General features: G+C 63.6%; 22 protein-coding genes. 4 read left to right on the top strand and 18 right to left on the bottom strand.

Annotation, left to right across the window (positions count from 1 at the left end):
* Positions 1-41 precede the first annotated feature (41 nt).
* The 7 genes from RBH26_RS03810 to RBH26_RS03780 all read right to left on the bottom strand — a co-directional run bounded on the left by RBH26_RS03810 (position 42) and on the right by RBH26_RS03780 (position 7,392).
* Complete coding sequence (locus RBH26_RS03810) at positions 42-1,121, bottom strand: Gfo/Idh/MocA family oxidoreductase (RefSeq protein WP_306756949.1); 1,080 nt, start codon at positions 1,119-1,121, stop codon at positions 42-44.
* Between the two features lie 57 nt (positions 1,122-1,178).
* A complete protein-coding gene (locus RBH26_RS03805) occupies positions 1,179-1,382 on the bottom strand; it encodes a hypothetical protein (protein ID WP_306756657.1) in 204 nt (67 codons plus the stop codon).
* Entirely contained in the window at positions 1,375-2,577 is a 1,203-nt protein-coding gene (locus tag RBH26_RS03800; protein WP_306756656.1) for an ABC transporter ATP-binding protein, read from the bottom strand. The genes RBH26_RS03805 and RBH26_RS03800 overlap by 8 nt, the downstream gene beginning before the upstream one ends.
* Before the next feature lie 27 nt (positions 2,578-2,604).
* Entirely contained in the window at positions 2,605-3,612 is a 1,008-nt protein-coding gene (locus RBH26_RS03795) for a carbohydrate ABC transporter permease (protein WP_306756655.1), read from the bottom strand.
* Between the two features lies 1 nt (position 3,613).
* Positions 3,614-4,633, bottom strand: a complete 1,020-nt coding sequence (locus tag RBH26_RS03790) for a sugar ABC transporter permease (RefSeq protein ID WP_306756654.1) — start codon at positions 4,631-4,633, stop codon at positions 3,614-3,616.
* 3 nt (positions 4,634-4,636) lie between these two features.
* A complete protein-coding gene (locus RBH26_RS03785) occupies positions 4,637-6,088 on the bottom strand; it encodes an extracellular solute-binding protein (RefSeq protein ID WP_306756652.1) in 1,452 nt (483 codons plus the stop codon).
* A 227-nt stretch (positions 6,089-6,315) separates the two neighbouring features.
* Positions 6,316-7,392, bottom strand: a complete 1,077-nt coding sequence (locus tag RBH26_RS03780; RefSeq protein ID WP_306756651.1) for a TrmB family transcriptional regulator — start codon at positions 7,390-7,392, stop codon at positions 6,316-6,318.
* 198 nt (positions 7,393-7,590) lie between these two features.
* On the opposite strand from RBH26_RS03780, the gene RBH26_RS03775 reads away from it, so the two are divergent.
* Positions 7,591-8,424 (top strand): hypothetical protein, encoded by an 834-nt coding sequence (locus RBH26_RS03775; protein WP_306756649.1) that lies wholly within the window; start codon positions 7,591-7,593, stop codon positions 8,422-8,424.
* 107 nt (positions 8,425-8,531) lie between these two features.
* Here RBH26_RS03775 and RBH26_RS03770 read toward each other — a convergent pair whose 3' ends face one another.
* The 9 genes from RBH26_RS03770 to RBH26_RS03730 form a co-directional block, all read right to left on the bottom strand.
* The gene (locus RBH26_RS03770; RefSeq protein WP_306756648.1) at positions 8,532-9,149 is read right to left on the bottom strand and encodes a nitroreductase family protein; all 618 of its coding nucleotides are present in this window, start codon (positions 9,147-9,149) and stop codon (positions 8,532-8,534) included.
* Between the two features lie 238 nt (positions 9,150-9,387).
* Positions 9,388-10,461, bottom strand: coding sequence for a methionine synthase (locus RBH26_RS03765; RefSeq protein WP_306756647.1), 1,074 nt, complete (start codon positions 10,459-10,461; stop codon positions 9,388-9,390).
* A complete protein-coding gene (locus RBH26_RS03760) occupies positions 10,458-11,459 on the bottom strand; it encodes a 5-methyltetrahydropteroyltriglutamate--homocysteine methyltransferase (RefSeq protein WP_306756645.1) in 1,002 nt (333 codons plus the stop codon). Before RBH26_RS03760 ends, RBH26_RS03765 begins: the two co-directional genes overlap by 4 nt.
* A 155-nt stretch (positions 11,460-11,614) precedes the next feature.
* On the bottom strand, positions 11,615-12,196 hold the full coding sequence (locus tag RBH26_RS03755; protein ID WP_306756644.1) for a HemK2/MTQ2 family protein methyltransferase: 582 nt from the start codon (positions 12,194-12,196) through the stop codon (positions 11,615-11,617).
* Positions 12,197-13,363, bottom strand: a complete 1,167-nt coding sequence (locus RBH26_RS03750; protein WP_306756643.1) for a mechanosensitive ion channel family protein — start codon at positions 13,361-13,363, stop codon at positions 12,197-12,199.
* A 122-nt stretch (positions 13,364-13,485) separates the two neighbouring features.
* Positions 13,486-14,328 carry a 16S ribosomal RNA methyltransferase A gene (locus RBH26_RS03745; protein WP_306756640.1) on the bottom strand — a complete coding sequence of 281 codons (843 nt, stop codon included), beginning with the start codon at positions 14,326-14,328 and terminating at the stop codon, positions 13,486-13,488.
* Between the two features lie 228 nt (positions 14,329-14,556).
* Positions 14,557-15,153: a DUF655 domain-containing protein gene (locus tag RBH26_RS03740; protein WP_306756639.1), complete on the bottom strand. Its 597-nt coding sequence runs from the start codon at positions 15,151-15,153 to the stop codon at positions 14,557-14,559.
* A gap of 46 nt (positions 15,154-15,199) precedes the next feature.
* Complete coding sequence (locus RBH26_RS03735) at positions 15,200-15,556, bottom strand: RNA polymerase Rpb4 family protein (RefSeq protein WP_306756638.1); 357 nt, start codon at positions 15,554-15,556, stop codon at positions 15,200-15,202.
* 6 nt (positions 15,557-15,562) lie between these two features.
* Positions 15,563-15,871 (bottom strand): 50S ribosomal protein L21e, encoded by a 309-nt coding sequence (locus RBH26_RS03730; RefSeq protein WP_306756637.1) that lies wholly within the window; start codon positions 15,869-15,871, stop codon positions 15,563-15,565.
* Between the two features lie 114 nt (positions 15,872-15,985).
* On the opposite strand from RBH26_RS03730, the gene RBH26_RS03725 reads away from it, so the two are divergent.
* Positions 15,986-16,669 (top strand): MBL fold metallo-hydrolase, encoded by a 684-nt coding sequence (locus tag RBH26_RS03725; RefSeq protein WP_306756636.1) that lies wholly within the window; start codon positions 15,986-15,988, stop codon positions 16,667-16,669.
* Positions 16,670-16,742: 73 nt separating this feature from the next.
* On the opposite strand, the gene RBH26_RS03720 is transcribed toward RBH26_RS03725, so the two are convergent.
* On the bottom strand, positions 16,743-17,873 hold the full coding sequence (locus RBH26_RS03720; RefSeq protein WP_306756635.1) for a PQQ-dependent sugar dehydrogenase: 1,131 nt from the start codon (positions 17,871-17,873) through the stop codon (positions 16,743-16,745).
* A gap of 205 nt (positions 17,874-18,078) precedes the next feature.
* Positions 18,079-19,206 (bottom strand): RNA ligase, encoded by a 1,128-nt coding sequence (locus tag RBH26_RS03715; protein WP_306756634.1) that lies wholly within the window; start codon positions 19,204-19,206, stop codon positions 18,079-18,081.
* A 133-nt stretch (positions 19,207-19,339) separates the two neighbouring features.
* Here RBH26_RS03715 and RBH26_RS03710 point away from each other — a divergent pair, with 133 nt between their 5' ends.
* Together RBH26_RS03710 and RBH26_RS03705 are read left to right on the top strand one after the other, a co-directional pair.
* On the top strand, positions 19,340-19,786 hold the full coding sequence (locus tag RBH26_RS03710; protein ID WP_306756633.1) for a hypothetical protein: 447 nt from the start codon (positions 19,340-19,342) through the stop codon (positions 19,784-19,786).
* Positions 19,787-19,836: 50 nt separating this feature from the next.
* Positions 19,837-20,511: an RNA ligase partner protein gene (locus tag RBH26_RS03705; RefSeq protein WP_306756632.1), complete on the top strand. Its 675-nt coding sequence runs from the start codon at positions 19,837-19,839 to the stop codon at positions 20,509-20,511.
* Positions 20,512-20,879 lie beyond the last annotated feature (368 nt).

Raw genomic sequence — 20,879 nt, 5'->3', positions numbered from 1 at the left:
ATTTCTATCTTTGATAGTAAAAATAGAGCGGAGCCGTGTACTCAGTGTTTGCCAGCGCCGTCGAGCGTAACTGCCCGTCCCGTCTCGCTCGAGCGGTAGATACCGTCGACGATTCGCTGGACGGTCAGCGCCTCCGCGACGCTGGAGCCGGCGTCCCCGCCCTCGGCGATCGCGTCGAAAAACGCCGCCTGCTCGTCGGCGTGGGTGTCGTTCTCTCGAGTCTCGATGGTCGTATCCGCCAGGTGGTCGGTGCCGTCCGCACTCGCCGAGTGGATCGAGAGGTCGCCCGAGAGGAGGTCGAACGTGGCGGCGGCTTCGGTTCCGCGGACGACGAACTCGTGGGTCGGCGGTCGGTTCGTCGCCCACGCGACCTCGAGGCTGACCGTTCGGTCGCCGGCACACCGGATGAACGCGCTGGCCGAATCGTCGACGTCGAACGCTTCGGGCCCGGCGTCTTCACCCCACATCTCGAGGTAGGTATAGTCCTCGCGGGAGCCGAACTCGGAACGGGTGATCCCCGAGACCTCCTCGGCATCGGGGTAGCCAAGCAGGTACAGCGAGAGGTCGATGGCGTGGACGCCGAGGTCGATGAGCGCGCCGCCGCCGGAAATCTCGCGACGCGTAAACCACGAGCCACGGCCCGGGACACCCCGGCGACGCACGTAGTTGGCCTCGATGTGTGTTATGTCGCCGAGTTCGCCGCGCTCGATGCGGTCCGTGATCAGCTTCACGGCGTTTAAGAACCGGTTGTTGAACCCAACCATACAGACGCCGTCGGAGTCGGCCGCGGTGGCGGCGATCCGCTCGGCGCTCTCGACGGTGTGGGCAAGCGGCTTCTCCAAGAGGACGTGGATGTTACGCTCGAAGGCGTCGATGGCGTACTCCTCGTGGAACCGGTTTGGCGTGGTGATGATGACCGCGTCGACGTCGTCGTAGAGCGCGTGGTGGTCCTCGTAAACGTCGACGTCGTACCGGCGTGCGAACTGTTGGCGCGCCTCGGCCGAGACGTCCATCCCCCCGACGAGCGTCGCGTTCTGCTCGACGAGGCGTTCGACGTGGTGGTGGCCGATGTTCCCGAGGCCGACGATACCGGTTCGAACGGGCGTCGACGGCACGGTTATCGCACCTCCATCGGTCGTCGATCGATCGATCCCGTTCGTCGAACGGCGGTTCGGCGATCAGTACAACTGCTCTTCTTTCTCGGCTCGCTCATCTTCTTGTTGTTGGCGTCGTTTGCGTTTCGCTCGGTTGTGGCGATACTGCTTCAGTGCGGGGACGAACTTGTTCTTGACGTCGAGTGCGAACGAGACGATCCCGTAGATCCAGAAGAAAAACAGGACCGTCGCGCCGCCGTAGTAGACGATCGGAACGAGGTCACTCATGTTGGCCCCCCGAGTCGGCCTCGGCCGTCGCGCTCGCTCGCTTCGCCGACGGCTCCGCTTCGACCCCGTGGGTGATCGCCTCCCCCGAGGCCGTATCGAACAGGTGGAGTTTCGATCGGTCGAAGGCGACGCTGACCGCGTCATCTGCCTCGATCCGTGAGTCGGGATCGACGCTCATCAGCAACTGATTCGAGGCCCTCGAGGCACCCTCGTCGGACATCGTCTCCTCGTTTGCGTCGTCGAGTGCCAGATAGACGAAGATCTCGTCGCCCATCGGCTCGAGGACGTCCGACGTCGCGTCGACCGTCGACGACGCCGTCGCGAGCGACTCGGCCTGTGTGGCCGGGTAGATGTCTTCGGGCCGGATCCCCATCGTGACGGTGTCTCCGGGCGCGGCGTCGAGGTCGTCGACGTCGAACTCGAGGTCGAAGTATTCGGTCTCGAGGCCGTCTGTGGTCAGTTCGCCTTCGACGAAATTCATCGATGGCGATCCGATAAAGCCCGCGACGAACAGGTTCGCTGGCTCGTTGTAACAGACCAGCGGCGGATCGATCTGCTGGAGCTGGCCGTCGTTGACGACGGCGATCCGATCGCTCATCGTCATCGCCTCGGCCTGGTCGTGGGTGACGTAGATGATCGTCGTGTCGAGTTGTTTGTGGAGCCGCTGGAGTTCCGTCCGCATGTGGACCCGGAGTTTGGCGTCTAGGTTCGCAAGCGGCTCGTCCATCAGGAAGACCGCGGGCTCGCGGACGATCGCGCGGGCGATCGCGACCCGCTGTTGTTGGCCGCCGGAGAGCTCGTCGGGCATCCGATCGAGCATGCCCTGGAGCTGGACGACCTCGGCTGCCTCCTCAACGCGACGATCGATCTCGTCTGTGTCGAAGTCCCGGAGGCGGAGCCCAAACGAGATGTTGTCGTAGACGTCCATGTGGGGGAACAGCGCGATGTTCTGGAAGACCATCGCGACCCCGCGGTCTTTCGGTGGGAGGTTCGTGACCTCGGTGTCTCCGATGTGAATCGTTCCGCTCGTCGGTTTGGTCAGTCCAGCGACTGTCTCCATCGTCGTCGACTTCCCACACCCCGAGGGACCGACGAGACAGATGAATTCGCCGTCCTCGATCTCGAGGTTCATGTCGTCGACTGCAACGACGTCGTTGTAGCGTTTCGTGACGTTGTCGAGTGTTACTCGTGCCATATGTTGTGAGTGGAAATCGATTGGTAGCTACTCTTTGAGCGCTCCTGCGGTGAGTCCGCTGACGATCTTCTCCTGGGCGACGACCACGATGATCACGACGGGGATGACCCCGACGATGCTCGCGGCCGCCATCAGGTTGAACTCGGTCGTATACTGGTCCTGGTAGCTGAGGATCCCGCCGACCAGCGGCGACCACTGGTGGGGCTCGTTGCCAAGCGCCATGATCGAGCTGAAGAAGTACTCGTTGTAGACCGCGATGAACGTAAGCACCGCTGCGGTCGCAACGCCGGGTGCAGACAGCGGCATGATGACCCGAAACAGCGCGCCAAGCCGCGTGGTCCCCTCGACGCGGGCGGCGTCCTCGAGACCGTCCGGAATCTGCGCGTAGAACGTCGTGAGGATGAAGATGGCAAGCGGCAGGAACAGCGCGCTAAACGGCATGATCATCGATCCCGGCGTGTTCACCAGCCGCGGCGCTTCGAACAGCTCGATCCCAAGGAACGGGACCACGACGGCGTTCCCGAGGAACGCGTCGAACAGCGGAATCAGAAACGCCGCCGGGGGGAAGTACGAGATCATCAACACCGCGAGCATGAGCGGGCCACGGCCCGGGAACTCGAGGCGACCGAACACGTAGCCGGCGAGGCTCGCGATCATCAGGACGATGATCGTCGTCACGGTCGCGAGCACGAAGCTGTTGAACACGTAGAGGTGGAACGGAATCTCCTGGAACACCTCGACGAAGGCGTAGACGTTGAACTCCTGTGGGGTCGGCAGCGGGATGTCGAAGGGGAGCACCCCGATCGAGATCTCCCAGTCGCCCTGGAGGATCTGACTGTTCGGCGTCACCGCCAGCACCAGCAGCCAGTAGAACGGGAACAGCGTCGTCACGAGGAAAAAACCCGTGGCGACGTAAAACAGCGCCCGGTAGAGGCGATTGCGCTTTTCCGGCTCGGTGATGACGCCGCGGGTCCATCGCTCGAGGGGGCCGCCCTCGATGGTGGTCTTCTCGTGGTCGTGTTCGTTGCCAGCCATCTCAGAACCCCTCCTTGTACTGCTGGTAGATGACGATCGAGACGGCGATCCCGATGAGTCCCGCCGTCACGAACGCGATCGCGGAGGCGAGCCCGCGGCTCTGGTTGAACGTTTCGACGACCATACACGACAGCGACGGGACGGTGGTACAGCCGGCGGTCGCGTCGATCAACCCGTAGACGCGCATCGCGTCGATCGTCCGGAAGAGGATCGCGATCCCGAGCGTCGGGAGGACAAGCGGGAACGTGATCAGCTTGAACTGCTGCCAGCGGGAGGCGCCGGCGACGCGGGCGACTTCGTACAGGTTCCGGTCGATACTCTGGAGGCCGGCGAGGATCAGCAACGCCATGAACGCCGACGTCTTCCAGATGTCCGCGATGGTGATGATGACCAGCGAACTGAGCGGGTCGTTGAACGTGTTCGTGCCCGCGACGAGTCCGAGGTTTGCGAGGTACTCGGTCAAGAACCCGGTCTGTGGATTGAACATCAGATAGAACATCATTCCCTGGATGACGATCGGCACGGCCCACGGGATGATGACCGCGACACGAACGAGTCGGCGTCCGCGAAACTCCTGGTCGAGTACCAGCGCCTGGCCGAAGCCAATGATCGTCTCGAAGAAGACGCTCACGAGGGTGAAAATCAGCGTCACCACGAGCGCGCTTCGCAACAGCCCCTCGACGTGAACGAAGGGGAAACTCCCGCTGGTCTCGAGTCCGGGCAGGAACGTGGTGGTTCCCGGGAGTGCCGTGTCCGCCCCGCCGGTAAAGAGCGCGACGTAGTTCTCGAGCCCGACGAACTCCGACTCCGTCGCAGCGAGAATGTTCTGGTACAGCGACATCTCGAAGGTCCGCAACAGCGGGTACAACGCGATCGTTCCCAACAGGAGGAACACGGGCGTCAACAGGAGGTACGCAAAACCCGTCTCGCCGAGATTCTCCATCCAGCGCGTGGCTGTGACGACCGGGCCGGACCGCTCTGACCGAGTGACCTGGCCGGGCAGCTGCTCTTCGGTGCTCATCTGTTATCTGTCTTCGATGTCTTCGAGACTTTCTTGTAAGTCGGCGGCCGCGTCGTCCGGCGACTTGTCGCCGGAGATCGCGCCGTTTACCTCCTCGGCGATGTAGCTAGCCTGATTCGACCAGACGTCGGTCACCGGCCGCGGCATGGCGTTCTCGCCGGCGATGCGTAGGGTTTCCATGTACTCGCCGATGATCTCCATCTCCTCGGCCTCCTGGGACTCGAATAGCTCCGGCTTGGGCGGAAGCCAGCCCCAGATATCGAGCAGGCCGAGGTTGACCTCGTCGGTCATCGCCGTTCGGATGATCTCGAGTGCCGCTTCCTTGTTCTCGGCGTTGGGGTTGAGGACGATGTGCCAGCCGCCGAGTGCGGAGGTCGTGCCGCCGGCGCCCGGCTGAGCGGCCTCGTCTTCGGAGACTGCATACGGCATCGGCATGACGCCGTAGTCGTCGGTGCCGAGGTCCTCGCCCATCGCCGTGATGGCGAACGGCCAGTTTCGCTGCATGACGGCGTTCCCGTTGGCAACCGCGTCGAGTGCGCCCTGTTCTATCATGGAGGTGACCTCGGTCGACATGAGTCCGGTCGGATACTCCTCGAGCGTGTCCTCGTCGTGTTCGTCGGCGACGAACGTCCGGAGCATCCGCAAGGCGTCGACGAACTCGTCCTCGTCGATCGTTACCGGTCGGTCGCCGACGGGCCCGAACAGGTTCTCCTCGCCGCCGAAGTAGGCCCCGCCCCAGGAGGTCATGACCTCGTTCCAGGAACAGCAGGCGGTGCCCTCGTAGACGTCGAACTGCGAGGCCAGTCCGTAGTCGGCCTCGGAGCTGTCGACGATGTCTTCGGTGATCTCCGCCCACTCCTCCCAGGTCATGGGCTCGGTCGCCCACTCCTCGAAGTCCTCGTCGTCGTAGCCGGCCTCGCGCGCGAAGTCCTTGCGGTACTGCATCGTCGCGAAGTCCGGGAACAGCGGAACACCGTACAGATCGCCCGTCTCCGGGTCGCGTGCCGTCTCCGTGAACTGCTCGAAGTACTCCTCGTCGATGCGCTCGAGTTCGTCGTCGTCGAGTTCATCGCTCAGGTTGGCAGCGTGGCCGCGCTGGATGAAGACGTTCACCCAGCCGTTGTCCATCAGGAACAGGTCCGGTTGGGTCTCACCCGCCTCGAGGATGTTCGTGTAGTTGTCCCGGCGGGCACCGGTGTCCTCGTCACCAGCCTGGAACTGGAACTCGATATCCTCGTCCAGCCCGGCGTCGTAGAACAGGTCCTTGATCTCGTCGCCGACGTCGGCGGACGCGTCCGGATCGAACCCCCAGACGACGCCGTCGGCATCGGTTTCTCCGTAGATACAGCCGGCGAGACCGGTCGCCGCGCCGGTCGCTCCGGCTGCTTTGACGAACGTCCGTCGCGAGACGTTCGCGTCGATTCGGTCAGTTGCTTGTGAAGTCTTGTCACCCATATAAAGTACAATGATTGTTATTACTATTTATACCTGATGGTGTAGTACAACAGCCGTTGTTAACTAGAGATATTATCTCCGAAAACCGTGTCTGTTCACTCCTCGCTACTCTCTCAGCTGCTTTCCGGATCGCTACGCCACAGATACGGCTCTCCGAAATGTCGCGTCGAAAATAAATTCGAGAGCGCCGTCGTACGGATCGCTATCCGTCAGTACAACGGTCCGTCTCAGTCGATCGACTCGATCGTGAGTCGGGTCGCTTCGAGGTCCTCGAGCATCGCTCCCCAGCCGCCGACAGTGTAGCGCTCGTCGCCGGTCTCGAGCGTGAGCGAGGCCTTGCCTGCGAGCTGGGACAGCGGCGTGATCCGTTCGTCGTCGGTGGAGACGCCGGCGTACGTGACGTCGGCGATCGTTCCCCGTCGGGTCACCTCTCGGCCGGAGTCGGTTTCGAGGGCGTCGATCGTCATCTCGATCGTCGCACCCTCCTCGAGGAGGGGTTCGACGTCCCTGAGACAACGCCGGAGGTCGACGTACGTAATCGGCGGCTCGTCACGTCGGTTCGAGTGGATCGTCTCCTGGACCTCCCAGAGACAGGTCTGGAAGTACCAGTTGAAGACGTACGCGTGGGTTCGATCGTTGACGATGACGCCGTACTCGTTGGTCGACTCGCCGTGGGGCGCGAAACACGTCCGGGAGCGGTCGATCAGCGCCAGAAACGGCGACGGAACGCTCCGGTGTCGCGCTTCCGTACAGGCACGGGCGAGCGCGTCCGCCGAGGGGAGATCCATTTCGGTGTCGACCGACGGGACCAGACAGACCTTGACGTCGGCGCCGTTCTCACGGGCTGTCTCGAGGGCGTCCGCGAGCTCGTCGAACTGTGCGGGTGTCAGTCCGATCTGGACCTGGTTCGTGGCGGATCGAATCGACTCCTCGGCCTGGTCGAGCACCGTATCGAGCCGCTTGACGATGCTCACCTTGTGTTCCTCGATGTCCGGTCGGCTCCACCGATCCTCGATCTCGTCGGCCGCGGTCTGGAACCGATCCGCCCGCGAGCGCAGGTCCGCGAGCACTTCCGCCGGATCGTGGGCCCGGGCATGGAGGCTGTCCTGTTCGTACGTCTCGATGTAGCCTTGGTCCTCGAGTCCCCGGAGTACGTCGTAGATGCGCGGATCCGGAACCGAACTGGCCTGTGCGACGTCCGTCGCCGACGCGGAGCCGAGTTCGAGCAGCGTCACGAACGCGTCGGCCTGATACGGTGAGAGTCCCGCGTCCTCGAGGGTCTCGGTGAGTTCGTCGCTCTCCATTTCGGTCACCGTTTGCGGTTCGTTTCACGGCCGATTCGGGTGACGATCGGCGGCGACCGACGTCGCCGGCTGGAAGTCGATACAGGGTGTCCGGAAGGCGGCTCGTGGCCGTTCATCAGTTGAGAAATATAACACGCGTTGTAAAAACCTGTTGTCGCCACCGTACACTGAAGAGGATCGGAGCGAAACGAACGCCGTATGATCGACCTCTTCGACCGGCTCCGCCGGCCCGAATACACCGGTGAGAACCGGTGTTTCCCGTGTACGATCACGAACGGTGTCTTGCTCGCGGCTGTCGTCGGGGCGTTGGCGCTTCTGGGTCGACGCCTCGCTGCGGGTGTAGTCGCCGTCGGCGGAGCCCTCGCGATCGGGCTCCGCGGCTACGTCGTTCCGTACACGCCACGGATCGCGCCGTCGCTCGTCGCGGCGCTGCCGGTCGATCCGTTCGACCACGGCGTCCCAGACACGGCGGGATCGCTTTCGGACTCGAGTGCCGGTGCTGATGCTATGTCGGCGTCGCCGACCGGCGACGAGGTCCTCACTGCACTCCTCGAGGCCGGCGTCGTCGTTTCCGACGGCGGCGAGATCCGGCTCGATCCAGACGTTCGCGAGGACTGGCGCCGGGAGATGCGAACGCTGCGTGAGGCTGATCTCGCGGATCTCGCCCGGATTGCCGACCGACGAACCGAGCCGTCGGTCGCCGTCCGCACGCGACGGGGGTGGAACCGATCGGTACTCGTCCTCGATCGTGGCAGTGGCGCCCTCACGACGCTGCCTCGCGGCATCGCCGTCGCAGAGCTCGCCGCCGGACGCGCCCTCGAGCCCCACGTCGAGTCGGCTGCGATCCGCCGCGCCGCCGGCCGGCCGCTGCGGACGCTCCTCGAGCAGTGTCCGCTCTGTGACGGCGAACTGACTGTCTCGCGCTCGAGTTGCTGTGGCGAGGTGACGCCGGTCGGCGGGACGCCCTCGGAGAAACTGTTCTGTCCCGACTGCGACGCACGATTTTTCACGTTCGAAGAGCCGGAGCGCTAAGCGACACGGTTCGGTCTGTTGGTCGTCTGCACTCGAGTCCGAATCAACGGCTCGAGGACGCCGAAAATGGAAGCGTGTCGCTGTGCCATACAACTCGAGAGGGCGACCTACTCGAAACTACCCCGGTGGACGATCTCCTCGAGTGGTTTGCGGCCGCTTGGCTGTTCGCGTTCCCGGAGGTCTTCCGGCAGCGTCTCCGGCGACGCGCGCTCGCCGACCGCGAACATGGCTTCGACCGCGAACACCTCGGGGACGTCGAGTTCCTTGGCTGCACGCTCGTAGTCGAACCCAGCCATCCCGTGGACGGCCAACCCGCGACGAGCACCCTCGAGTGCGAGGTTCTGCCAGGCTGCGCCGGTGTCGAAGGAGTGTGTCGGTGCCGGTTCGCCGTTGTGATCGAACGTCGTCTTCGAGACGATGACGCCGAGGACCGCCGCGTCCGTCGCCCACGCCTGATTTCCTTCGAAGAGCAGGTCGACGAACGTCTCCCACTCCTCGTCCTCACGCGTGGCGTAGACGAACCGCCAGTGCTGGTTGTTGTACGCCGAGGGCGCCCAGCGCGCGGCCTCGAACAGCGGGCGGATCTCCTCTTCCGGGAGGGGTTCGCCGGTCATCGCGTACGGCGACCAGCGGTTGACGAAGAGGGGTTCGACGTCGCACTCGGGGTCGCGGTGTTCGGCGGCGTCCTCGTGGAGACTGTGTCGATCGACAGGGGACTGTTGCATCAGTTCCCGGTAGGGACAGGAGCTATGTATGTATTTTTAGACATTTGGGTTACCAGGTAACAGTCACGTCGTCGATCCGTGTGCTCATTCCCCACTTCTACGAATATATACAATAGTATCGTAACTAAAGTAAAGCGAACGTTTCTACTACGAACTGTTCGGATCGCGAATAGAAGTCGGGGCCGGCACAACCGTGGTTCGTCTGCGTTGTGCCGAGAAACCGTTACAGGTGTCCGTCTCAGTCGTCGGCCGGTGTCGGCGTCTCGCGTTCGATGTCGATGTTGCCCGCGTCCAGATCGGCTTCGACGTTCCGAGCCGCTTCGACCATGTTCTCCATCTTGCCGTAGGCGACCTCACGGGGCAGCAGTTTCACGCCACAGTCGGGCGAGACGACCAGCTGCTCCGGTGGGACGACCTCGAGACCCTTCTTGATGTTTTCCTCGATCTGCTCGACGGACTCGACCTCGGCGACGTGGACGTCGGTGACGCCGAGTGCCAGATCCGCGGTGAACTCGGGATCTTTGAAGACGTCGAGCTGGTCGTAGTCGCCGTTGGCGAGCTCTAGGTCGAACTCGTCGACGGGGAACTCGAGGATCTCGGGGTAGATCCGGGAGTAGTCACCGTAACAGACGTGCAGACCGATGCGGACCTCCTCCGGGATGTCGTCGACGATGTGCTCGAGTGCCTCGCCGACGATAGCGTGGTCGTCGGGCGTGGTCGCCAGTGCGGGCTCGTCGATCTGGATGTAGCGAGCGCCGGCCTCGACGAGTTTCTCGATCTCCTCGTTGACGAGGTCGGCGAGCGCGTAGGTGAGTTCCTCGTCGTCCTCGTAGGCCTCGTTAAAGGACCAGCTGGCGAGCGTGTAGGGGCCGGTGATCGGCACCTTCACGGGACGGTCGGTGGCGCTTGCGGTGAACTCGTACTCGTCGACGAGCCAGGAGTCGGTGTACTCGACGTCGCTGACGACGCTTGGCTTGTCGAAGTAGTTGTGGCCCCAGACCTTGACCGGGCCGTTGAACTCGTAGCCCTCGATGCGGTGGGCGAAGAACTCGACCATCTCGTTGCGCCGCATCTCGCCGTCGACGACGGCGTCGAGTCCCGCACGCTCGTGTTCCTGCGTGATCAGGCGGGCGGCGTCGTCTTTCGCTTCCTGCCAGTCCTCTTCGTCGAAGCCGTGGTCGGGGTCCTCGTAGAGCTCCTTCGCGCGGTTGAGCCACTTGGGCTTGGGGTAGGAGCCGACGACGGTCGTCAGCAGGAAGTGGTCGTTGTCGTGATCCTCCGGTCGGAACTGATCTTTGTTCTCGTTGCTCATGCTGCTTTCACCTCCGCGAGTTCAGCGGCTTCGGCAAGGACCTCGAGTTTCTCCTCGAACTTGCCGTAGGGCAGGTAGAACGTCTCCGTGTTCGTGGTCAGATAGACCGTCTCGAATTCGGTAACCTGCAGTTTGTCTTCGACCCACTCGACGCGGTCGCGAATCGCCTCGGGGTCCTCGACGAGCGTGTTCTGCCCGTCGGCGAGCCCGAGTGCGGCGTCGTCGGTCGCACCGTACTCCTGGATGTTGTAGAGGTTGTCGTCCTGGTTGGCGACGAAGTCGAAGCCGACCGCGTCGATGTCGGCATCGAGCAGGTGGGCGTAGACCTTCTCCTCGAGTGCGCCCCAGTAGGGCTGGACGACGACGTCGGCGTCGACGGCGGTTGCGACCTGATCGATCGCTTCGCTCGCGCGTTCGTCTTGGCCGTCCTCGGGAGCGTTCTCGACGAGCGAGGGTTCGAGGAGGAACAGCGTCTCGACCTCGGGGAAGGCCTCGGCTTCGGCCTCGAGGAAGTCGGCGATAGCGCCGAGGAACTCGGCGTCGTCACCGTACTGTTCGTCGGTCGCGAGATCAGCAAGCGAGTACGGACCCGGCAGAACCGCCTGCAGGTCGCCGTCGGTCACCGCGGCCGCGGACTCGAGTTCGTTGGCGACGTCGCCCGAAGCGTCCAGTTCGCCCTGGACGACGGGTTCGCGGTAGAAGTTATTGTTGTCGTAGTAGCGGACGATCCCGCGCGTTTCGACGTTGTCGTGGACGGCAAGCGGATGCGCGAGCATGTCGTCCCAGCGCAGCTGGCCCTCGACGATCCGGTCGAGACCCGCCTCCTCCTGGACGCCGATCACTTCTTGGCGGGCCTCCTCGTAGGCCGCCGTGATCTCTTCGCCCTCGTCGCCGCTGATGAGGTCGTGTTTCTGGTGTCCCTTCAGATCCGAAAGATCGTCTTTCGCCCAGTCCGGAAGCGGATACAGCCCCGGCGTGGTCGAGACGTACTCAGTCATCGTAGACCTGGCTAGGCTATACCGACGCTTAATATTTTCCATCCTCCGTAATACACTACAGTAATTTTTGCAGGTTCTTCCGATCTCGACGATCGATTCGAGGTAGCTTTGCACACGGAACAGTTGGCGTGTTAGGCCGATCGAGAACCGTGGATCTACCGGACCAGTTTCAGCACCGTCAGCGTCTCGAATGGGAACGACTCGTCGGTGACGGCGACCGCGCTGAATCCGTGTTCGCCGGCCTCCTCGACGACCTCGTCGACGCCGGTGAGGCTACTGACGAGCACGTAGACGGCGCCGTCGGGTGCGACCACGCGGCCGACCGACTCGAGGAAGGGATCGATGACGGCCCGACCGTCCTCGCCGCCGGACAGGGCACGCTCCATCCAGTCGTCCCACTCGTTGTCCGGATCGGTCGGCAAGTACGGCGGGTTGAAGACGACGGCGTCGAACGCGTCGTCGGCGAAGGTGGCGACGAGGTCGGCACGGACGACCTCGAGTCCCTCCTCGCGAGCCTGACGAACCGCGTGCGGGTTCAGATCCGCGGCGACCACACGGGCTGGCGTCTCCGCGTCGATTCGACTTGCCACGTAGCCCGACCCGGTTCCGACCTCGAGGACGCGATCCGTCTCGTCGGCGTCGGCGAGTCGTTCGCAGGCGGCGTCGGCGAGCAAGTACGAGTCTTCGGCTGGCTGGTAGACGTCCGTATCGACGTCACGTTGCTCCTCGAGTCCCATCTAATCGTCCTCCGTAGGCATGTTTGGATTCGTCTCCGTGGTTCGGTCGGCGGAATCGTTGCTCTCTGCGTGTGCTCTATCGCTGCTGATTCGGAAGCCGCCGGTCTCGGCCCGACCTGACAGTTCCCGTTGCGGATAGGGGATCGTGATGCCCGCATCCTCGAAGGCGGACTTGATCTCGTGGATCGCGGCCGTTCGGGCGCGCGTGTATCGCCTGGCGCTCGGGTTGTCAATCCAGAACCGAACGCCGAGGACGACCGCCGAGTCCCCGAACTCCTTGGTCACGACCTGTGGCGACGGCGCGGTCAACGGGGCGTCGAGTTCTTCGACCGTCTCCCGTGCGAGGTCGGCGGCCCGTTCGGGGTCGCTCTCGTAGTCGACGCCGACGTCGATCTCGACGCGCAGACGGCCCCGCTTCGAGCGGTTGGTCACCATACTCGAGGAGATGACGTCGTTCGGGACCATGATGTACTCGCCGTCGAACGACTGGATGCGGGTGTTGACGATCGAGATATCGGTGACGATCCCCTCGTAGCCTTCGACTTCGATCCAGTCGCCGATTTCGAAGGGGCGATCGAACATTAGAACGAATCCCGAGAGGACCGTCCCGAGCGTCTGCTGGGCGGCGATACCGACGACGATTCCGAGGAACCCTGCCCCGACGAGCAGTCCACCGAGGTCGTCGACCCAGACGCCTGAGATCACGACCAGCGACACCGACCAGATGATCACCTGCGAAACGCGGTGGGTGATCTCGCGTTGGTGGTCGGTGACGGCCGACGCCGATCCTAACACTTCGTTCAGGAGGCGCTTGACGAACCGCGTGAGGATGAGCGTCCCAATGACGAGGATGAACGTCACGGCCGCCTGGACGATGACTCCCTCGCCGAGACCGAGTTCCTCCGAGTAGACCGTATAGATGTCGTCGGTCAGCTCCCAGACGCTCAACACGACGGTCAACGATAGCACACAGGTGCCGATGAGGATCGCCGTCGACAGAATATCGCTGTACAGTGGCTTGGTGCGCTCGTTTAGCCACCCCTGAATGCGACGGTAAGACAGCAACACGGCGAGCAGAAAGCCGACTGCCGCGATCGTCATCGCGATTCGGAAGTTCGTCCCGAACGCGTCGGCCAATCGATCGAGCGCCGCCAGAAGTGTGGACATGATCTGTCTCGTCTCTCGAGCGAATGGGCCGTGCAGCTATGAGTATCCGTCGGTCGCTACCGGGACTGTGAGCCGTTCTCGAGGCACTTCTGCTGAACGGTGGTTATCGACGCTCCCGCCGGTCACTGGCCGTCGCCGGGTTCGCCAACGTCGGCCGCGAGCCGTGCCAGCGCGGCGAACTCCGCCGGTGCCATCGCGTCTGCCCGCTTTCCCAGGACGTCCTCGTCGGCCGCCTCGACGACCGCGTCGGGGTCTTCGAGCCCCGAGATGTGGGCCGTGTTCCGGATCGCGTTCCTGATCGTCTTCCGCCGCTGGGTGAACAGCGCCTTGACGAACCGCAGGAAGAAGTCCTCGTCGTCGACGTCGTACTCGGGATCGCGGGGCTCGAGTCTGACGACTGCGCTCTGGACGGCCGGCGGCGGGGAAAACGCCTCCTTGGGAATCGACTCGACGAGTTCGACGTCGGCGTAGTGTTGGGTCGACACCGAGAGCCGGCCGTACTCGCTGGTGCCGGGCTCGGCGACCATCCGCTCGGCGAACTCCTGTTGGAACATCAAGACGAGCGGCCGCCCCTCGGGCAACAGTCGAAAGGTGATCTCACTCGAGACGCCGTAGGGTAGGTTCGAGACCGACGCCGTAAAATCGGGCAGGTCGGCCTCGAGGGCGTCGCCTTCGATCACCGTCAGTCGATCGGCGTCGATCTCCTCGCGGAACTCCTCCTGTAAGAACGCGGCGAGTTTCCGGTCGCGTTCGACGACGGTCACCTCGTCGGCGATCGAAAGCAGTCGGTCGGTCAGTGCGCCCGTCCCGCCGCCGATCTCGAGGACGTGGCTCGTGTCGGCATCGAGCTCCTCGAGGTAGGTCGGCAGTCGGTCCAGAACGCGGTCGTCGACGAGGAAGTGCTGGTCGCGATCCGGATCGCCGCGGACGCCCGCCCTGGCGATCAGTGCGTCTGGGTCTCTCATTGCCGCCGCTTGGGCCGGGGCCGGTGTAAACGCACCGTCTTGGGGCTCGCGGACGTCTCCGTTCCATCGTGGACGCCCGTCACGGGAGACGGGTACCCGCTGCGAGTACGAGTGTCGAAACCATCGATACCATTTCACACCCTCTTCCTGAATGTAGAGATAAGGAAACTGTACGCCCGAGAATGGATCGAAAACCCCGTCGAGCGGCGACGGGGCAGGGACGACCGCTTACTGCTCGTGTTCTTCGGTCTGTCGGCCAACGAACGTCTGGTATTTGAGGTCGTCGTCACGTAACTCCTCGAGGATGCGTTCGACGAGGATCTCGTCGGGATCGTGTAGTCCCGAGACGCGCTCGGAGAGCTCCTCGAAGCTCTCGAAGGGTTTGCGCTTGCGTTCATCGAGGATCCCGTTGCGGAGCTTCTTCCCGATTCCCGGCAGCAGGTTCAGCTGGTGAAGCCGCAGCGTGATCGGCTGGGCGTCGTTGTAGAAGTCGACGAACCGCTCTTCGTTTTCCTCGACGAGATCGGCGACGACGTACTCGAGTTCCGACTGGGCGCCCGAAGAGAGGTCCTCGTAGTCGACCCGTCGTGCTTCGGTGACGACCTCGCGCGCTTCGGACGGCGCGATGACGACGTCGCTACCGATCGTCAGCCGTTCGTCCTCGTCGAAGGCGACCTGATAGAGTTCGAAATCCTCGGTCTCGAGGGCGTAGCCGGCCGGCGACTTCTCGTACTGCGGACGGCTGTCGTCCGAGAGCCCGTGTGCGAGGTAGTCCAACACGACTGCGCGACGGACATCCGTCCCGTCGCTATCGGATTCGGTCATTGAGATAACCATACGGCGACGGCGTACTTAAAGAGTCGGCCCGCCGTCAGGCGTACTTCGCGACGACGTCCAGGATTTCGTCGAGTTCGTCACCGGACAGCGAGTACCGTTGCTGTGCGTACACCGAACGGAGTTCGTCGCGGTTGCGCGGTAGGAGGTTGGCGATCTTGTACGCCGTCGGCTCGTCGACCTTCTCGAGGTCCCGTAGGTCGTCGACGAGCTCCTGTGCTTCCTCGGGCTCGAGGACGGCGAACCGGTTTGCGTGTTCGATCGCGCGGGCGAGCTCGTAGGGGAGCTCGCGGTCCTCGTCTAACGCGCGTTCGGCTTCGATGTCGGCGAGCAGCTCCTTCGTCTCCGAGACCGTCAGGAACTCCTCGTCGACGATCTCCTTGAAGATCGTCATCCTGGCTCAGATCCGGGACTTCTCCTGGTTCTGGGCACGCAGGTGCGCGGCGGTGACGATCAGGGTCTTGTCCTTGCCACCGTCGTTGATCTGCACCTTGAAGGCGTCGCCCTGTTTACCGACGACTTCGCCGGTCAGTCCGTCGAAGCGCGGGTGGAATCGCCCCTTGTGGACGCTTGGGTCGATCTTGAGGTGGACCTTCTCCCCTTCCTCGTACTCCTGAATCGCTCGCTGTGGCGCGGAGGTGCCACGGTCTCGCGGATCGTTCGACAGCTTGCCTCGAGTTCCCTGACGAGGGCCATTAGAGTTCGGCATAGTCGTACGACCCCCTTGACCGGTGACGGTTATAAAACGCACGTCTTCGCTCGACTCGCTGTCCGAAGCGGCTGGACGGACAGCCATTTCGTTCTGGGGACGGACGACTCGAGTATGCAGGAAGACGAACGCGACGTAGGCGTCCACACGCTCCCGTTTACGATCGAGTACGATGACCGCGAACTCACGATCACGCCGACGGTCGTCGAGACGGAACGCGGGCTCGTGTTGATCGACGTCGGGCCGGCAGGGGCCGTCGACGCCGTTCGCACGCACCTCCGGTCGCTGGGCTACGAACTCGAGGATATCTGGCTCGTTCTCCTCACCCACCACGACCGCGACCACGTCGGCGGCCTGGCCGAGTTGCTCGAGTCGGTCGATGCGGTCGTCGCGACCCACCGTGAGGAGGCGCCGTACGTGACCGGCGAGCGTGCGCCGATCAAGAGCGACGGCGACCGATATCCGTCGGTCGACGTCGATCTGGAACTCGTCGAGGGGGTCCAAATCCCGACGCTCGCGGGGTCGATGGAGGTCCTCGAGACGCCCGGCCACACGCCCGGTCACGTCTCGTTGCTCTTTCCCGACGACGGGCTGTTGCTCGCCGGGGACGCGCTCGTCGCCGACGGCGACGAACCGCTATCGGGACCGAAGCCGGCGTTTACTGCCGATATGGATCGCGCACTCGAGTCCCTCGAGGCGCTTGCGGACCGGGGGATCGAACACGTCGTCTGTTATCACGGCGGCTACGTCGACCGCGGCAGCGACCGGATCCGAGAGATCGCTACGAACGGAGAATGACATGTAGTCACGAAGGCTGACTCGAGCGGGGCTCGGCCGTCTCCATGTACAGTCGTCATACCTGATCCAGTCGCTACTCCGGCGTTAGCCTGAGGATGGGTGCATCGGCGTCGTCGACGGCGACGAAGAGGGAGCCCGTCTCGGGGGCAACCGCCACGTCGCGGATTCGAAAGCCGCGGTCGGCGAGCAACCGGTCGGCTTCCTCGACGTCGGTGCCGTCGACGGTGAACCGACCGAGATACTCGCCGGCCAGATTCCCGACGAACAGGTCGCCTTGCCAGTCGGGAAACGCGTCGCCGTCGTAGAACGTCATCCCGGCTGGTGGGAAGCCACCGGTCGTACACTCCCAGTAGTAGACCGGATCGACCACGTCGTCCCGATCGTGGGGGTCGTCGCCGACGGGGTCGTCGGTCCCGTACTCACAGCCGGTGTGGGCGATCGGCCAGCCGTAGTTTCCGCCCGCCTCGATCACGTTGAGCTCGTCGCCGTCCTCTTCGCCGTGTTCGCTTTGCCAGAGCTCGTCGGTCTCGGGATGGACGGTCATCCCCTGGGCGTTGCGGTGGCCGTAGCTGTAGATCGCGTCCGCGGCGTCGTCATCGTCGACGAACGGGTTGTCCTCGGGGATCGAGCCGTCGGGCTCGAGACGGAGCGTCGCACCGAGTTCGTTCGTCAGGTCCTGTGAGACGTGGTCCGGACCGAAATCCTTGAACTGGCGGTCACCCGTCGTCACGTAGACCGCCCCGTCCGGACCGAAGACGACGCGGGAGCCGAAGTGGCCGTCGTCGTCGACAAACGGTTCGGCCACGTAGAGCTCTTCGAACGACTCGAGCGTGGGATCGTCGGGCTCGAGGCGGCCGCGGCCGAGATGTGTCGCCGACTCGCCGTCGTCGTTCGTCGCGGCGTAGGTCAGATACACCCACGGCTCCGCCTCGAAATCCGGATCGAGCGCCACGTCGAGCAGACCGCCCTGTCCCGCCGCGTACACGTCCGGCGTGCCGTCGACGGATTCGACGGTCCCGTCGTCACGATCGACCAGACGCAGCCGTCCCTCACGCTCCGTGACGAGCAGCCGGGCGTCGTCCGGGAGAAACTCGAGGGCCCAGGGATGGACCAATCCATCGGCCACCGTCTCGACTTCGCCGGGGAACTCCTCGTCCGACAGGAAGCCCGTACAGCCCGCGAGGGAGAGCGTTCCTGCTGTCACGCCGGCCGCCAGTAGAGATCGCCGGGTGTGTTCAGGCGTAGGAATGGGGACTCACCGTCGGATACTAGCCCGCGAGACCACTTGAACGACGGCCTGATATCCGTCTTCGTCCCCGCTCTCGTCTGTCCGTTTCATACGGACTGCTGTCCCACCGATCCCCGACCCCGTCCTGGCGATCGGCGGTCAGTGACGACAGGAGACCGTATCACTCCTGGACGACGTGTCCCTCGAGGTAGTTTCGCGTCTTGTCGGTGGTCGACTGGGTGCGTTTGAGGAACGTACAGACGCGGTCGCCGTCCTCGCGCCGGTCCGCTTCGATCTCGAGTTGGAGGCCTTGTCCGCGGAGATGCTCGAAGAGGACGTCGACCGTCTCGGGGCTGGCCCGGACAGTGTGACGTTCGCCGACGACCTCGCCGTCATCGACGGTTTCGATCGTCTCTCGCATCGAGAGCAAGATCGCTTCGCCGAGTTCGTGGGCTCGCTCCCGGGCGACCGCGTCGGATTCGTTCCACTCGACGGCCTGGAACCCCTCCCGGATGAGGCGTCGGAACATAAACGCCTGCCCGTAGTCGAAGGGAAGCGAGAACGCAAACTCGAGGTCGTCCTGGTTCGCTGCCGACGTCGTATATTTAAGTTGGTCGACACCTTCGGGTGATTTCATCACGACTCCCTCTCGACCGTCGTCGTCGAGGGTCTCGACGATCTCACGAACCTCGTCGGCCGCGGTTTCGATCTCGTAGCTACCGAACAGCCGCGTCTGCGGGATCTCGAACCGTTCGTACCGCTCGCGGCGCTCCTCGACGGGCAGGGGGTCGCCGGACTCCCGGTCGCGCCAGTCGAACGCCCGAAACGCCAGCGAATCGACCTCCGGATAGTCGTGGGCCGTGTATGGGTTCTCGGGACCGATCATCTCGCCACAGACCATCGCCTCCGGGTGAGTCTCGAAGAGAGGCTCGAGGTCGACCAGCCGCTCGATAATTCGGGTCGTAAACGGACAGACCATTCCGCTTCGGGAGAAGGCAAGCTCCTCGCCGTCGATTCGCGCTATCCGTACGTTGTAGCCGTTTAACTTCTCCTCGACGGCGATCCGATCGGCGACCGTCGAGAACCGCTCGGGGATCCCGTCCGACAGCACGAGCGTTCGGGGGACCTTCGGGAAGCCGCGGACGACCTCGCCGTCGATCAGGACCGTCCCGCGTTCGACCCCCCGGCGGTAGTCCGGGACGTGGCGGTACTCCAGTCCGTCGTAGTTTCGCTCTTCGAGATGGTCCTCGAGGGATTCGAACGCTGACTCGCCGATCCCGAGCAACCTGTGGTACTCCGTCCCATTCATAGGGCCGACCTACGACGCGCCGATGGAAAAAACGCGTTCCCACGAACGCGGACGTCGGTAGCTGACGGTGGCCGGTTCTCCTCGGGGTCCCGAAGCGGAATTCTCATCGGTGTTCGGTCCCAACGGCCTGCCAATGCGACTCGAACTTCGCGTCTGCCAGCACTGTCTCGAGGGCGACGACGGTCACGGCGGCCACCAGAAGTCCCAGCTCCTCGAAGACATGGTCAAGTGTGCCGAAGTGATCCAGGAGCACAAGGACGTCCTCGACCTCGAGGCCGTCCACATCCGGAAGGTTCGGGACGACGAACAGGGGAAGCCGGAGGCGTTGCCCGTCGTCGCCGCGACGATCCAGAACGACCAGATCGTCCTCAACGACACGCAACTCGTCGCCGAAGGTCAGGACGGAAACATGCTGTTGTACGCAAACCCCGACGATATCCTGACGGTCCTCGCTGGCAACGTCGACGAGATCAGTAAGGCCGTCCCCGGCGACGTCTCCGTCGAACTCTCCTCGATGGGTGCAGAGATCATCTCCGAAGCCGGGTTGGGTGCCGATCCCGAACGCCAGCCTGATCCCTAACGTCCCACCGACGGTCCACTTATTTCCCCGTCGGGAACGAACGTCACGCCATGGCAACCGAGGCGTTCAAACAACGGTTCGTTCTCGACACCTCGCTGTTTATCACCGACGAGATCCGCCGAGACGACGAGTCCCTCGAGGACGCCGTGCTCCGCTTACTCGAGTTGATCGCCAACGCCCGACTCAACCTCGGCATCTCCTGTTACGTGCCGCCGACGATCCACGACGAACTAACGACGATGCTCGAGGCACGCGACGTCGACGACGAGATCTACTCGAAACTCAACACCTGGGTGATCCGTAAACACCCCAACCGATACGAAGTGTCGGTGCCCGCAAACGTCGTCTTCAGCTTCGTCGATGAGATGAGCGATCGTGTCGATCGCGGCCTGCGAGTCTCGGAGAAGGCCGTCCGCGAGGTCGAGGAGGCCGCCGACGAACCGCTCGAGGACCACGAACACATGACCGAGATCGACGCGATCGTCTCGGACCTCCGTGAGAAGTACCGTCGGGCGATGCGGACCGGTGTTCTCGACTCCCGCGAGGACTTCGATCTGCTGATCCTCGCCCGGGAACTCGAGGCCGGCGTCGTCACCGAGGACAACGGAATCATCGACTGGACCGAGGACTTCGGCCTGCGGTACATCCGCGGCCGGGAGTTTCCCGACCTGCTCGAGCAGTATCTCACGGCGGTCGATTCGGAATCGAAGCGGACGATCGAGTGAACGGACCGCCCTCCGTCGTACGGATTGCTGTAACTACCGTCCCAACCGAACCTGTTCCCACACCGATCGCCCGGCGCACGGGTCACGCCGGTCCCCGCCAGCCAGTTCGCGAGGCTCGCTCCGGTGGGCACGTCGAACGCGCTCCCCGCGCGCGATCGGGTATTACTGACGTCCAGTGGCGACGATCTGTACCGCCAATCGCGGCCTCCGTCCTGATGATGTGACTGCAAATCATGGGATGTGTTGTCTTCGGATCATAGTTTGGGTGTTTGTCAATATAATATTGGTCTCACTCCTCATGCTTGTACGTAATACCTGTAACTCTTGCAGGGTTGCCCAGTCTTATCACCCGACCAGCGGCTACGGAA

The sequence above is a fragment of the Natronolimnohabitans sp. A-GB9 genome, assembly GCF_030848565.1.
In the GTDB taxonomy this organism is placed as follows: Archaea; Halobacteriota; Halobacteria; order Halobacteriales; family Natrialbaceae; genus Natronolimnohabitans.
The sequence above is the reverse complement of the archived record's forward strand: the minus strand, read 5'-3'. Positions and strand labels throughout refer to the sequence as shown.

What these genes read in the sequence shown, in the direction of transcription:
- RBH26_RS03805 (WP_306756657.1), bottom strand. Translation starts at nt 1,382, where the DNA reads ATGAGTGACCTCGTTCCGATCGTCTACTACGGCGGCGCGACGGTCCTG.
- RBH26_RS03800 (WP_306756656.1), bottom strand. Translation starts at nt 2,577, where the DNA reads ATGGCACGAGTAACACTCGACAACGTCACGAAACGCTACAACGACGTC.
- RBH26_RS03795 (WP_306756655.1), bottom strand. Translation starts at nt 3,612, where the DNA reads ATGGCTGGCAACGAACACGACCACGAGAAGACCACCATCGAGGGCGGC.
- RBH26_RS03790 (WP_306756654.1), bottom strand. Translation starts at nt 4,633, where the DNA reads ATGAGCACCGAAGAGCAGCTGCCCGGCCAGGTCACTCGGTCAGAGCGG.
- RBH26_RS03785 (WP_306756652.1), bottom strand. Translation starts at nt 6,088, where the DNA reads ATGGGTGACAAGACTTCACAAGCAACTGACCGAATCGACGCGAACGTC.
- RBH26_RS03780 (WP_306756651.1), bottom strand. Translation starts at nt 7,392, where the DNA reads ATGGAGAGCGACGAACTCACCGAGACCCTCGAGGACGCGGGACTCTCA.
- RBH26_RS03775 (WP_306756649.1), top strand. Translation starts at nt 7,591, where the DNA reads ATGATCGACCTCTTCGACCGGCTCCGCCGGCCCGAATACACCGGTGAG.
- RBH26_RS03770 (WP_306756648.1), bottom strand. Translation starts at nt 9,149, where the DNA reads ATGCAACAGTCCCCTGTCGATCGACACAGTCTCCACGAGGACGCCGCC.
- RBH26_RS03765 (WP_306756647.1), bottom strand. Translation starts at nt 10,461, where the DNA reads ATGAGCAACGAGAACAAAGATCAGTTCCGACCGGAGGATCACGACAAC.
- RBH26_RS03760 (WP_306756645.1), bottom strand. Translation starts at nt 11,459, where the DNA reads ATGACTGAGTACGTCTCGACCACGCCGGGGCTGTATCCGCTTCCGGAC.
- RBH26_RS03755 (WP_306756644.1), bottom strand. Translation starts at nt 12,196, where the DNA reads ATGGGACTCGAGGAGCAACGTGACGTCGATACGGACGTCTACCAGCCA.
- RBH26_RS03750 (WP_306756643.1), bottom strand. Translation starts at nt 13,363, where the DNA reads ATGTCCACACTTCTGGCGGCGCTCGATCGATTGGCCGACGCGTTCGGG.
- RBH26_RS03745 (WP_306756640.1), bottom strand. Translation starts at nt 14,328, where the DNA reads ATGAGAGACCCAGACGCACTGATCGCCAGGGCGGGCGTCCGCGGCGAT.
- RBH26_RS03740 (WP_306756639.1), bottom strand. Translation starts at nt 15,153, where the DNA reads ATGACCGAATCCGATAGCGACGGGACGGATGTCCGTCGCGCAGTCGTG.
- RBH26_RS03735 (WP_306756638.1), bottom strand. Translation starts at nt 15,556, where the DNA reads ATGACGATCTTCAAGGAGATCGTCGACGAGGAGTTCCTGACGGTCTCG.
- RBH26_RS03730 (WP_306756637.1), bottom strand. Translation starts at nt 15,871, where the DNA reads ATGCCGAACTCTAATGGCCCTCGTCAGGGAACTCGAGGCAAGCTGTCG.
- RBH26_RS03725 (WP_306756636.1), top strand. Translation starts at nt 15,986, where the DNA reads ATGCAGGAAGACGAACGCGACGTAGGCGTCCACACGCTCCCGTTTACG.
- RBH26_RS03715 (WP_306756634.1), bottom strand. Translation starts at nt 19,206, where the DNA reads ATGAATGGGACGGAGTACCACAGGTTGCTCGGGATCGGCGAGTCAGCG.
- RBH26_RS03710 (WP_306756633.1), top strand. Translation starts at nt 19,340, where the DNA reads ATGCGACTCGAACTTCGCGTCTGCCAGCACTGTCTCGAGGGCGACGAC.
- RBH26_RS03705 (WP_306756632.1), top strand. Translation starts at nt 19,837, where the DNA reads ATGGCAACCGAGGCGTTCAAACAACGGTTCGTTCTCGACACCTCGCTG.